At 33.0% G+C, this 11,626-nt stretch carries 13 protein-coding genes and 1 pseudogene; 13 read left to right on the forward strand and 1 reads right to left on the reverse strand.

All coding sequences use genetic code 11. From position 1 onward, the window contains the following. Positions 1 to 49 precede the first annotated feature (49 nt). From arsC to HMPREF9171_RS108435, 5 genes are read left to right on the forward strand one after another with little or no spacing between them, the layout of a single operon-like run. Positions 50 to 457: an arsenate reductase (glutaredoxin) gene (gene arsC / locus HMPREF9171_RS108455; RefSeq protein ID WP_000416960.1), complete on the forward strand. Its 408-nt coding sequence runs from the start codon at positions 50 to 52 to the stop codon at positions 455 to 457. 38 nt (positions 458 to 495) lie between these two features. Then, positions 496 to 1,305 carry a purine-nucleoside phosphorylase gene (locus tag HMPREF9171_RS108450; RefSeq protein ID WP_000173379.1) on the forward strand — a complete coding sequence of 270 codons (810 nt, stop codon included), beginning with the start codon at positions 496 to 498 and terminating at the stop codon, positions 1,303 to 1,305. Position 1,306: 1 nt separating this feature from the next. After that, on the forward strand, positions 1,307 to 2,563 hold the full coding sequence (locus HMPREF9171_RS108445) for a chloride channel protein (protein WP_000254654.1): 1,257 nt from the start codon (positions 1,307 to 1,309) through the stop codon (positions 2,561 to 2,563). Beyond that, positions 2,547 to 3,257 (forward strand): purine-nucleoside phosphorylase, encoded by a 711-nt coding sequence (gene deoD, locus HMPREF9171_RS108440; RefSeq protein WP_000022113.1) that lies wholly within the window; start codon positions 2,547 to 2,549, stop codon positions 3,255 to 3,257. The genes HMPREF9171_RS108445 and deoD overlap by 17 nt, the downstream gene beginning before the upstream one ends. Positions 3,258 to 3,265: 8 nt before the next feature. After that, complete coding sequence (locus HMPREF9171_RS108435) at positions 3,266 to 4,033, forward strand: Gbs1250 family HEPN protein (RefSeq protein WP_000129264.1); 768 nt, start codon at positions 3,266 to 3,268, stop codon at positions 4,031 to 4,033. 24 nt (positions 4,034 to 4,057) lie between these two features. Here the strand turns inward: HMPREF9171_RS108435 and HMPREF9171_RS108430 are convergent, their stop codons facing one another. Next, a complete protein-coding gene (locus tag HMPREF9171_RS108430; RefSeq protein ID WP_001222596.1) occupies positions 4,058 to 4,981 on the reverse strand; it encodes a LysR family transcriptional regulator in 924 nt (307 codons plus the stop codon). A 189-nt stretch (positions 4,982 to 5,170) separates the two neighbouring features. On the opposite strand from HMPREF9171_RS108430, the gene cpsA reads away from it, so the two are divergent. The 8 genes and pseudogenes from cpsA to HMPREF9171_RS1000000113950 form a co-directional block, all read left to right on the forward strand. Beyond that, positions 5,171 to 6,628: an LCP family glycopolymer transferase CpsA gene (gene cpsA / locus HMPREF9171_RS108425; protein ID WP_000064997.1), complete on the forward strand. Its 1,458-nt coding sequence runs from the start codon at positions 5,171 to 5,173 to the stop codon at positions 6,626 to 6,628. Positions 6,629 to 6,633: 5 nt separating this feature from the next. Continuing rightward, positions 6,634 to 7,365 carry a capsular polysaccharide biosynthesis protein Cps4B gene (cps4B, locus tag HMPREF9171_RS108420; RefSeq protein WP_000565377.1) on the forward strand — a complete coding sequence of 244 codons (732 nt, stop codon included), beginning with the start codon at positions 6,634 to 6,636 and terminating at the stop codon, positions 7,363 to 7,365. Positions 7,366 to 7,373: 8 nt separating this feature from the next. Next, a complete protein-coding gene (locus tag HMPREF9171_RS108415; protein WP_001033070.1) occupies positions 7,374 to 8,066 on the forward strand; it encodes a Wzz/FepE/Etk N-terminal domain-containing protein in 693 nt (230 codons plus the stop codon). A gap of 10 nt (positions 8,067 to 8,076) precedes the next feature. Then, positions 8,077 to 8,766 (forward strand): tyrosine-protein kinase, encoded by a 690-nt coding sequence (locus HMPREF9171_RS108410; RefSeq protein WP_000197420.1) that lies wholly within the window; start codon positions 8,077 to 8,079, stop codon positions 8,764 to 8,766. Between the two features lie 12 nt (positions 8,767 to 8,778). Then, positions 8,779 to 10,167 carry a sugar transferase gene (locus HMPREF9171_RS108405; protein WP_000659576.1) on the forward strand — a complete coding sequence of 463 codons (1,389 nt, stop codon included), beginning with the start codon at positions 8,779 to 8,781 and terminating at the stop codon, positions 10,165 to 10,167. Positions 10,168 to 10,190: 23 nt separating this feature from the next. Further along, a complete protein-coding gene (gene pssD, locus HMPREF9171_RS108400) occupies positions 10,191 to 10,640 on the forward strand; it encodes a PssD/Cps14F family polysaccharide biosynthesis glycosyltransferase (RefSeq protein ID WP_000686634.1) in 450 nt (149 codons plus the stop codon). After that, positions 10,640 to 11,131 (forward strand): glycosyltransferase, encoded by a 492-nt coding sequence (locus HMPREF9171_RS108395; protein ID WP_000578444.1) that lies wholly within the window; start codon positions 10,640 to 10,642, stop codon positions 11,129 to 11,131. Before pssD ends, HMPREF9171_RS108395 begins: the two co-directional genes overlap by 1 nt. Continuing rightward, a pseudogene (locus HMPREF9171_RS1000000113950) lies at positions 11,118 to 11,626 on the forward strand (hypothetical protein); the annotation flags it as partial. The gene HMPREF9171_RS108395 and the pseudogene HMPREF9171_RS1000000113950, both read left to right, overlap by 14 nt.

An 11,626-nucleotide genomic window follows, 5' to 3' on the forward strand; every position in this document is an offset into this window, starting at 1 on the left:
TTTTTATTTCCTTAAGACACTTGTAGCATTAAAAATTGAGAGGAAGATGATGGAAAAAGTTAGGATTTACCATAACCCAAATTGTGGGACATCAAGGAACGTACTTGCCATTATTCGTCATTGTGGTATTGAACCAGAAATTATTTATTATCTGAAAACACCACCTAGCAGGATGGAACTAGTTGAACTGTTGTTAGAAATGAAACTTTCTGCGAGGGAACTTCTAAGAACAGATGTTCCTGCTTATGAGAAATTCAATTTGGAATCTTCTAGCGTTACAGATGAAGAAATGATTGATGCGATGATACAAGATCCTATTCTTATTAATCGTCCCATAGTTGTTACGAGTAAAGGTGCAAAACTCTGCCGACCCTGTGAAGAAATTTTTTCCATTTTACCTGTAAAGATGGAAAAAGATTTTGTTAAAGAAGATGGACAGATTATCCAAAGTTTATAGCATATTGTATAGTGAATAATGGTTTAGGAGGTAAGTAAATGACATTATTAGAAAAAATTAATGAGACTAGAGACTTTTTGCAAGCAAAAGGCGTCACAGCACCAGAATTTGGCCTTATTTTAGGCTCTGGTTTAGGAGAATTAGCTGAAGAAATCGAAAATCCCATTGTTGTGGATTATGCAGACATCCCAAATTGGGGACAGTCAACAGTAGTTGGTCATGCTGGAAAATTAGTGTATGGGGATTTATCAGGCCGTAAGGTATTAGCGCTTCAAGGTCGTTTTCACTTTTATGAAGGAAATACAATGGAAATCGTTACTTTCCCAGTACGTATCATGAGAGCATTGGCTTGCCACAGTGTGCTTGTGACTAATGCAGCGGGTGGGATTGGATACGGACCAGGAACTTTAATGCTGATCAAAGACCACATCAATGTGATTGGGACTAACCCTCTCATAGGTGAGAACCTTGAAGAATTTGGACCACGTTTCCCAGACATGTCGGATGCTTATACAGCAACATATCGACAAAAAGCTCACCAAATTGCTGAAAAACAGAATATCAAACTCGAAGAAGGTGTGTACTTGGGTGTATCAGGACCCACTTATGAAACACCTGCAGAAATTCGTGCATTCCAAACAATGGGCGCACAAGCGGTAGGTATGTCCACGGTTCCAGAGGTGATCGTTGCAGCTCACTCAGGGCTTAAAGTGTTAGGAATTTCAGCAATTACTAACTTTGCCGCTGGCTTCCAATCAGAGCTCAATCATGAGGAGGTCGTTGAAGTTACTCAGCGTATTAAAGAAGATTTCAAGGGATTAGTTAAATCATTAGTTGCTGAACTTTAAAATGGTTTCTCGATTATACTATGCTGTCAAGTTTATGATAGCCGTTCTATTTATGACAGTTATGGCAGGAGTTGGAGCTATCTTAATGCACTATGTATTAATGTTTACAGAGTGGTTAGCATTTGGTGATAGTAGAGAAAATACTCTGTCTTTGTTAAATAGTGTCACACCAATTAAAAGAGTGTTATCACTTACTTTAGTCTCCTTTTTAGCATCCCTTAGTTGGTATTACTTACAAATCAAACCAAAGCAAATAACTAGTATTAAACAACAGGTTGTTTTTAAGGATTCTTCTCTAAAAAAATCACCTTACTGGCTACATATAGGTCACGCATTTTTGCAATTGATTTATGTAGGAGCTGGTGGTCCTATTGGAAAAGAAGGAGCGCCACGAGAGTTTGGAGCCATAAATGCTGGGAAAATATCGGATTTATTAGCGCTTAAAGTGCTGGATAAACGTTTATTAATCATTAGTGGTGCAGCTGCAGGCTTGTCAGCAGTTTATCAAGTACCCCTAGCTAGTGTATTCTTTGCTTTTGAAACTTTAGCTTTAGGAATCTCACTGAAAAATATTGTGACATTGCTAGCCTCTACTTTTGGTGCAGCTAGTATTGCTCAATTAGTTATTTCGACAGCCCCTCTTTATCATATTTCAAAGATGAGTCTGAATTCACAGTCATTAGCTTTTATGTTCTTGATCGTTTTATGTGTAACTCCGATTGCGATTAGCTTTAGATATTTAAATCAAAAAGTGACAGAGAGACGTATTAAAAATATAAAAATATTGTTAAGTTTGCCAGTAGTGTCATTGATAGTATCTGTTTTATCAATAGTCTATCCCCAGATTTTAGGAAATGGTAATGCCCTAGTTCAAGAAGTCTTTAAAGGGACCACAGTTAGCTTAATCGCTATTTTAGTTGTTCTCAAGATGATAGCAACATTATCCACTCTTTACGCTGGTGCTTATGGCGGTATACTGACACCATCTTTTTCCATTGGTGCTTGTTTAGGTTTTTTGTTAGCTAGTATTTCTATTCCTTTACTTCCCCACATATCGATAGTAACCAGTATGTTGGTTGGTGCAGCTATTTTTTTAGCTATTACAATGAGAGCGCCACTGACAGCTATCGGTTTAGTCATATCTTTTACTGGTCAATCCGTTATAACTATTGTTCCCTTAACTATAGCAGTACTTTTTGCTACTGCCTATGATTATTTTATAAGAAAAATGAGGAGTTTATATGTCAATCCATATTGAAGCAAAACAAGGTGAAATTGCAGATAAAATTTTACTTCCAGGAGATCCACTCCGTGCGAAATTTATTGCCGAGAATTTTTTAGAAGATGCGGTGTGTTTTAATACAGTTCGCAATATGTTTGGTTATACAGGTACCTATAAAGGACATCGTGTTTCTGTTATGGGAACTGGTATGGGTATGCCTTCAATTTCAATTTATGCTCGCGAACTAATTGTTGATTATGGGGTTAAAACATTGATTCGCGTAGGAACAGCAGGTGCTATCAATCCTGATATCCATGTTCGTGAACTTGTTTTGGCACAAGCAGCAGCAACAAATTCTAATATTATCCGTAATGATTGGCCTGAATTTGATTTTCCGCAAATTGCTGATTTTAAACTTTTGGATAAAGCTTATCACATCGCAAAGGAAATGGATATTACAACTCATGTAGGCAGTGTATTATCTTCAGACGTGTTTTATTCAAACCAACCAGATCGTAATATGGCCTTGGGTAAACTAGGTGTTCATGCTATTGAGATGGAAGCAGCAGCTCTCTACTATCTTGCAGCTCAACACAATGTTAATGCTCTTGCTATGATGACGATTTCAGATAACTTGAATAATCCAGAAGAAGATACAAGTGCAGAAGAGCGTCAAACAACATTTACTGATATGATGAAAGTTGGGCTCGAAACACTTATTTCTGAATGAGGATAGAAATGACAGATTTTTCAACTGCTCTTAAAGTATTAGTGGATCAGTATTCTTATCATAATGCTTTCTTATTATTACAAAAACATGGTCCTTTAAACTCAGATTTATTATTTTTATTGGAAATGATGAAAGAGCGTCGAGAGTTAAACATTGATTTTCTTTTTGCTCATCAAGAACAAGTTGTTATATTACAAGAAAAATACAATATAAAGCTTTTGCATAACCCGTATGATTTAGAGTTGCTGGCAAATTACATCATGGATTTAGAAGCAAAAGTAAAAAATGGATTAATCATAGATTTTGTCCGTAGTGTTAGTCCTATTTTATATCGTCTATTTATGATTTTACTTGCACAAGAAGTACCTCACTTGCATGATTACATCCATAATGCAAGAGATGATCACTACGATACTTGGAAGTTTAAAGAATTAAAGGAGTCAAACCACCCAGTCCTTTTGGCATTCTCTGAAAGGTGGCACGATAGTCGCTTGACTTCTAAAAGCCTTGCAGAATGTTTACAATTAACCGACCTTGATGAAGAAGTGAAATCGACCATCATTCAATTAAGACAGTTCGAAAAATCAGTCAGAAATCCTTTGGCTCACCTGATTAAACCTTTTGATGAGCAAGAACTATATCGTACAACTCAATTTTCTTCTCAAGCATTTTTAGACCAGATTATCTTCTTGGCAAAGGTAATTGGTGTTGAGTATGATACTGTTAATTTTCACTACGATACGGTTAACAAGCTTATTATAAAGATACTTGAGTAATTTAAAAACAGTTCTGAGACAATCTCAGGACTGTTTATTTTTATGATTAAACGAAACTTCCTCTAATAAATAGTCAATAAATTTTTGTCCCATTTTTGAAAGGTTTGCTTTGTCGTGTCGGATATAGACAATATCAATAACATCATCCACGTCAAGAGGGATTGCGACAATTTCGTCACCGTTCAATTTTGAGTTGAGGATACCAGTTGCCACTGTATAACCATCTAATCCAATCATTAAATTAAACAGAGTCGCTCTATCACTGACAACAATGGATTTTGGGTGAGGAATTTGAGACATCATTTCCTCAGAAAAGTAGAAAGAATTATGCAGGCCTTGATCATAACTCAGATAAGGATAATCTTCTAAATCTTTCATATTTAATTTTTTTCTATTAGCTAAGGGATTGGATTTGCTCACGAAAATATGAGGTGTAGTAGTAAAAAGAGTTGTGGCAATTAAGGAATTATCGTCGAATAATTTGGTTAATACATCTCTATTATAGCTATTAAGAAACAGAACACCAATCTCTGAACGGAAATTTTTAACATCATCAATAATTTCCCAAGTCCTAGTTTCACGTAAAAAAAGTTCGTATTGGGTCATGTCTGTGCCATTAAAGAGAGCTACAAAAGCGTTAACCACAAATGCATAGTGTTGTGAAGAAACGCTGAACAGCTCACGACTTGTATTATCACCCTTATAACGCTCTTCAAGAAGTGCTGTTTGTTCTAGAATTTGTCGCGCATATGACAGAAATTCCATACCATCTTTTGTTAACGTTATTCCTTTTGGATTTCGAATAAAAATTTGGATACCCATCTCAGTCTCAAGGTTCCTAACAGCGTTTGAAAGTGAAGGTTGGGTAATGTAGAGTTGTTTAGCGGCTTCATTCATGCTACCAGTTTCTACAATCTTAATAACATATTGTAATTGTTGAATTCTCATAACTCTAGTTTAAACTAGAATGTAAATAAATTCAATTAGATCAGCTAAATTATCAATATAGATCAATTGAAAATGTTATTTAGCTAATATAATCAGATTATTCCAATATTACTTTCGTTGAATATTGTATTGAAAAATGATATAATATCCAAGTAAAATTAAGGTTTTTTTAAGTATTGGAGAATTACAATGTCTAATCATTCGCGCCGTCAACAAAAGAAACACTCACATACACCTCTACGGGTGATTAATTTATTTCTTTTGGTGATTTTTATTTTGTTAAGTGTAGTCTCATTATTTCTTATGTATCGTCACCATTTTTTGGCATTTAGACACTTGAACGTCATTTATGGAGTTGTAATTGTTTTAATCATTTTAGCAAGTTTATTTCTTTGTATTAAGAATAAAGCTAGAATTTTTACAACTATAATTTTAGTACTAGCTTCTATTTTCGTTGCTACTACTTTATATGGATTTAAGTCAACCATTGATTTGACAAATAATCTAAATAAAACTGCTTCATACTCTGAAATTGAGATGAGTGTAGTTGTACCAAAAGATTCTAAAATAACCAATATAGAAGCTGTCAGCAAATTAGCCGCACCAGTTAAAAACGATACTTCAAATATTACTGATTTGATAGAACATATAAAATCAGAAAAAGAAATCTCTATTACACCACAAAAAACAGATTCTTACCAGGATGCATACAATAGAATTAAAAATGGTGATAGTCAGGCTATGGTTTTAAATAATGCTTATGTTAGCTTAATTGAACTTAGCACCCCTGATTTTAAATCGCAGATAAAAACGATTTATACTTATAAAATTAAGAAAAAAATTAATCGTAAAAATACTAATCATAAAGAAGGGGTATTTAATATCTATATTAGCGGTATTGATACTTTTGGCTCTATATCAACAGTATCAAGATCTGATGTAAATATTATTATGACGGTTAATACCAATACCCACAAAGTATTGTTAACGACAACACCACGAGATGCCTATGTAAAAATTCCAGATGGTGGGGGCAATCAATATGATAAATTAACCCATGCAGGTTTGTATGGCGTTGAGACATCAATGAAAACACTTGAAAACCTTTACGACATCAACCTTGATTATTATGCTAGAATTAATTTTTCATCATTTTTAAAATTAATAGACCTCTTGGGAGGAGTGACAGTTTATAACGATCAAGCTTTTACAAGTAAACATGGTAATTTTGACTTCCCTGTTGGTCAAGTAACATTGAATTCTGAGCAGGCTTTGGGCTTTGTTAGAGAACGTTATTCTCTACAAGGAGGCGATAACGATAGAGGTAGAAATCAAGAAAAAGTGATTGCAGCTATTATAAATAAGTTAGCTTCTAGTCAGTCAGTAACAAAATTAAATAGCATTACCTCACAGCTCCAAACGTCCGTTCAAACTAATATGACTATTGATAATATTAATGATTTGATTAACAATCAATTGTCAACTGGACAACGCTTCACTGTCGAGTCACAAGCATTAACTGGTCATGGTTCAACGGGTGAACTCCCTTCATATGCAATGCCAGGAGCTCAACTTTATATGATGTCAATTGATCAATCTAGCTTATCTAATGCAAAATCAAAAATTAAGAACACAATGGAGGAATAACAAGAATGATTGATATTCATTCTCATATCGTTTTTGATGTAGATGATGGGCCCAAAACGCTTGAAGAGAGTTTATCTTTGATAGAAGAAAGTTATCGACAAGGTGTTAGAATAATTGTTTCGACATCACATAGAAGAAAAGGTATGTTTGAAACACCTGAAGATATTATCTTCAAAAACTTCTCTATAGTTAAACACGAAGCGGAAAAAAGATTTGAACATCTTCAAATCTTATATGGTGGAGAATTGTACTATACAAGTGATATGTTAGAAAAACTGAAGTTAAAGCAAATTCCAACTTTAAACAATACGAAATTTGCTTTAATTGAATTTTCTATGCAAACTTCTTGGAAAGATATTCATACAGCTTTGTCAAATATTTTAATGCTTGGTATTACACCAGTCGTTGCGCATATAGAGAGGTATAACGCTTTAGAGAATCAAAAAGAACGGGTGAAGGAAATTATTAATATGGGGTGTTACACACAAATAAATAGTTCCCATATTTTGAAACAAAAACTTTTTAATGATAAGCATAAACGCTTTAAGAAAAGAGCCCGTTATTTTTTAAAGGAAAATTTAGTGCATTTTGTAGCGAGTGATATGCATAACCTTGATGTTAGACCGCCATTTTTAGCAGAAGCTTATAAGATTATCTGTAGAGATTTTGGTAAAGAACGTGCTAACCAACTTTTTATTGAAAATGCTCAATCTATATTAAAAAACCATTACATTTAGGAGATTTCATGAATAAAATAGCTAATACAGAAGTTGAAATAAATATATTCAACCTTTTAAAAAAATTGTGGAAAAAGAAATTTTTAATCACATTTGTTGCCATTGCGTTTGCAACAGCTGGACTTTTCTATAGTCTTTTTATTGTTACGCCACAATATACTTCTTCAACAAGGATATATGTCATTAACCCTAATACCCCTAATAATAGTATTACTGCACAAGATCTACAAGCGGGGAGTTTTCTTGCAAATGACTATAAGGAGATTATTACGTCTACTGACGTTCTAGAAAAAGTTATTTCTTCTGAAAAATTGAATTATCCTTCGTCTCAGTTGTTGCAAAAAATAACAGTTTCTATTTTAAAAGATACACGTGTTATTTCAATATCGGTCGAAGATGCTAATCCAAAAATGTCTCAAAAATTAGCAAATTCAGTTAGAGAAGCAGCAGTTTCAAAAATCAAGGCAGTTACTCAAGTAGAGGATATCACTACTCTTGAGAAGGGAAATTTACCTAAAGCACCATCTTCTCCTAATATTAAAAAGAATGTACTAATCGGGTTTATTGTTGGTGCAGGATTATCAACTATTGTTTTAGTTATTATGTGTATTTTGGATGATCGTGTTAATACTGAAGAAGATATTGAAAAGGTCCTAGGACTTACTTCTTTAGGTATAGTACCAGATTTGAATAAACTTTAAGGAGAATATAATGACTCGTTTAGAAATAGTTGATAGCAAGTTAAGACAAGCAAAAAAAACAGAAGAATACTTCAATGCGATCCGTACAAACATACAGTTTAGTGGAAAGGAAAATAAAATTCTTGCAATTACCTCTGTTAGGGAAGGGGAAGGAAAATCCACTACTTCAACAAGTTTAGCTTTATCTTTAGCTCAAGCAGGATTTAAAACATTATTAATAGATGCGGATACTAGGAACTCTGTTATGTCTGGAACCTTTAAAGCAACTGGAACTATTAAAGGCTTGACGAATTATTTATCAGGTAATGCAGATCTTGGAGATATTATCTGTGAAACTAATGTTCCTAGACTGATGGTCGTTCCTTCAGGGAAAGTACCACCAAATCCAACAGCATTACTTCAGAACACTTATTTTAATAAGATGATTGAAGCTATTAAAAATATATTTGATTATATTATCATCGATACTCCACCTATTGGTTTAGTTGTTGATGCCGCAATAATCGCTAATGCTTGTGATGGTTTTATTTTAGTAACCCAAGCAGGCAGAATAAAACGTAATTATGTTGAAAAAGCAAAAGAACAGATGGAACAAAGTGGTTCAAAGTTCTTAGGTATTATTCTTAATAAAGTTAATGAATCTGTTGCTACTTACGGCGATTATGGAAATTACGGAAAAAGGGATAGAAAAAGGAAGTAAGGGGCTCTTGTATTGAAAGAAAAAGAAAATATACAAAAGATTATTATAGCGATGATTCAAACAGTTGTGGTTTATTTTTCTGCAAGTTTGACATTAACATTAATTACTCCCAATTTTAAAAGCAATAAAGATTTATTGTTTGTTCTATTGATACATTATATTGTCTTTTATCTTTCTGATTTTTATAGAGACTTTTGGAGTCGTGGCTATCTTGAAGAGTTTAAAATGGTATTGAAATACAGCTTTTACTATATTTTCATATCAAGTTCATTATTTTTTATTTTTAAAAACTCTTTTACAACGACACGACTTTCCTTTTTTACTTTTATTGCTATGAATTCGATTTTATTATATCTATTGAATTCATTTTTAAAATATTATCGAAAATATTCTTACGCTAAGTTTTCACGAGATACCAAAGTTGTTTTGATAACGAATAAGGATTCTTTATCAAAAATGACCTTTAAGAATAAATACGACCATAATTATATCGCTGTCTGTATCTTGGACTCCTCTGAAAAGGATTGTTATGATTTGAAACATAACTCGTTAAGGATAATAAACAAAGATGCTCTTACTTCAGAGTTAACCTGCTTAACTGTTGATCAAGCTTTTATTAACATACCCATTGAATTATTTGGTAAATACCAAATACAAGATATTATTAATGACATTGAAGCAATGGGAGTGATTGTCAATGTTAATGTAGAGGCACTTAGCTTTGATAATATAGGAGAAAAGCGAATCCAAACTTTTGAAGGATATAGTGTTATTACATATTCTATGAAATTCTATAAATATAGTCACCTTATAGCAAAACGATTTTTGGATATCATGGGTGCTATTATAGGTTTGCTCATATGTGGCATTGTGGCAATTTTTCTAGTTCCGCAAATCAGAAAAGATGGTGGACCGGCTATCTTTTCTCAAAATAGAGTAGGTCGTAATGGTAGGATTTTTAGATTCTATAAATTCAGATCAATGCGAGTAGATGCAGAACAAATTAAGAAAGATTTATTAGTTCACAATCAAATGACGGGGCTAATGTTTAAGTTAGACGATGATCCTAGAATTACTAAAATAGGAAAATTTATTCGAAAAACAAGCATAGATGAGTTGCCTCAATTCTATAATGTTTTAAAAGGTGATATGAGTTTAGTAGGAACACGCCCTCCCACAGTTGATGAATATGAAAAGTATAATTCAACGCAGAAGCGACGCCTTAGTTTTAAGCCAGGAATCACTGGTTTGTGGCAAATATCTGGTAGAAATAATATTACTGATTTTGATGAAATCGTAAAGTTAGATGTTCAATATATCAATGAATGGTCTATTTGGTCAGATATTAAGATTATTCTCCTAACACTAAAGGTAGTCTTACTTGGGACAGGAGCTAAGTAAAGGTAAGGTTTGAAAGGAATATAATGAAAATTTGTCTGGTTGGTTCAAGTGGTGGTCATCTAGCACACTTGAACCTTTTGAAACCCATTTGGGAAAAAGAAGATAGGTTTTGGGTAACCTTTGATAAAGAAGATGCTAGGAGTATTCTAAGAGAAGAGATTGTATATCATTGCTTCTTTCCAACAAACCGTAATGTCAAAAACTTGGTAAAAAATACTATTCTAGCTTTTAAGGTCCTTAGAAAAGAAAGACCAGATGTTATCATATCATCTGGTGCCGCTGTAGCAGTACCATTCTTTTATATTGGTAAGTTATTTGGTTGTAAGACCGTTTATATAGAGGTTTTCGACAGGATAGATAAACCAACTTTGACAGGAAAATTAGTGTATCCTGTAACAGATAAATTTATTGTTCAGTGGGAAGAAATGAAAAAAGTTTATCCTAAGGCAATTAATTTAGGAGGAATTTTTTAATGATTTTTGTCACAGTGGGGACACATGAACAGCAGTTCAACCGTCTTATTAAAGAAGTTGATAGATTAAAAGGGACAGGTGCTATTGATCAAGAAGTGTTCATTCAAACGGGTTACTCAGACTTTGAACCTCAGAATTGTCAGTGGTCAAAATTTCTCTCATATGATGATATGAACTCTTACATGAAAGAAGCTGAGATTGTTATCACACATGGCGGCCCAGCGACGTTTATGAATGCAGTTTCTAAAGGAAAAAAAACTATTGTGGTACCTAGACAAGAACAGTTTGGAGAGCATGTGAATAATCATCAGGTGGATTTTGTTAATAAGGTAAAAACAATGTATAATTTTGATATCGTTGTAGATATTGAAAGGTTACAAAATGTAGTCTATGAGGGGACGATGAATCGTCCGTTTTTAGAAACTAACAGAAGTAATTTTATTGAAGAATTTAAGGTAATATTAAAGGAGTTGTGTGATGAAAATCAATAAAAATAAAAATTATTTTTTTGAAGTAATTTTTATCATACTTTTTTCTCTATTAGCTCTATATACAGGTGTTTACAGGGACGGAAATTATCTTTATGACTATCTTTTTTTACTTTATGCTTTTTATGCATTTCTGAGGTCAATCACAATTACTTATTCTAGAAAAGAAATAATAATTTTAATAAGTGTAACAATTCTTTTTGTTCTAAATAGTTTTTTTTCAAAAGGTAATAGTTGGCTTTCTATTTTGATAATATTATTAGGGAGTAGGAAGATAGCTATTGATAGGATTATAGATAGTTTATTAATATGTAAGATTATTTCATTTATAGGCGTTTTAACATTTGTAAACCTTCATATTTTAGAAAATAAGCAAGTTCTCACATATAGATATGGTGAAGTAGTAGCAAGGTATGCATATGGATTTAATCATCCCAATACCTTACATGCCTTTTTCTTTATAATAATAATGCTATTTATCTACCGTTTCTTTACTAA

Source organism: Streptococcus agalactiae ATCC 13813, from assembly GCF_000186445.1.
Classification (GTDB): Bacteria; Bacillota; Bacilli; order Lactobacillales; family Streptococcaceae; genus Streptococcus; species Streptococcus agalactiae.

Excerpts from the sequence above, each read along its gene's own strand:
- arsC (WP_000416960.1), top strand. The coding sequence starts at position 50 with ATGGAAAAAGTTAGGATTTACCATAACCCAAATTGTGGGACATCAAGG.
- HMPREF9171_RS108450 (WP_000173379.1), top strand. The coding sequence starts at position 496 with ATGACATTATTAGAAAAAATTAATGAGACTAGAGACTTTTTGCAAGCA.
- HMPREF9171_RS108445 (WP_000254654.1), top strand. The coding sequence starts at position 1,307 with ATGGTTTCTCGATTATACTATGCTGTCAAGTTTATGATAGCCGTTCTA.
- deoD (WP_000022113.1), top strand. The coding sequence starts at position 2,547 with ATGTCAATCCATATTGAAGCAAAACAAGGTGAAATTGCAGATAAAATT.
- HMPREF9171_RS108435 (WP_000129264.1), top strand. The coding sequence starts at position 3,266 with ATGACAGATTTTTCAACTGCTCTTAAAGTATTAGTGGATCAGTATTCT.
- HMPREF9171_RS108430 (WP_001222596.1), bottom strand. The coding sequence starts at position 4,981 with ATGAGAATTCAACAATTACAATATGTTATTAAGATTGTAGAAACTGGT.
- cpsA (WP_000064997.1), top strand. The coding sequence starts at position 5,171 with ATGTCTAATCATTCGCGCCGTCAACAAAAGAAACACTCACATACACCT.
- cps4B (WP_000565377.1), top strand. The coding sequence starts at position 6,634 with ATGATTGATATTCATTCTCATATCGTTTTTGATGTAGATGATGGGCCC.
- HMPREF9171_RS108415 (WP_001033070.1), top strand. The coding sequence starts at position 7,374 with ATGAATAAAATAGCTAATACAGAAGTTGAAATAAATATATTCAACCTT.
- HMPREF9171_RS108410 (WP_000197420.1), top strand. The coding sequence starts at position 8,077 with ATGACTCGTTTAGAAATAGTTGATAGCAAGTTAAGACAAGCAAAAAAA.
- pssD (WP_000686634.1), top strand. The coding sequence starts at position 10,191 with ATGAAAATTTGTCTGGTTGGTTCAAGTGGTGGTCATCTAGCACACTTG.
- HMPREF9171_RS108395 (WP_000578444.1), top strand. The coding sequence starts at position 10,640 with ATGATTTTTGTCACAGTGGGGACACATGAACAGCAGTTCAACCGTCTT.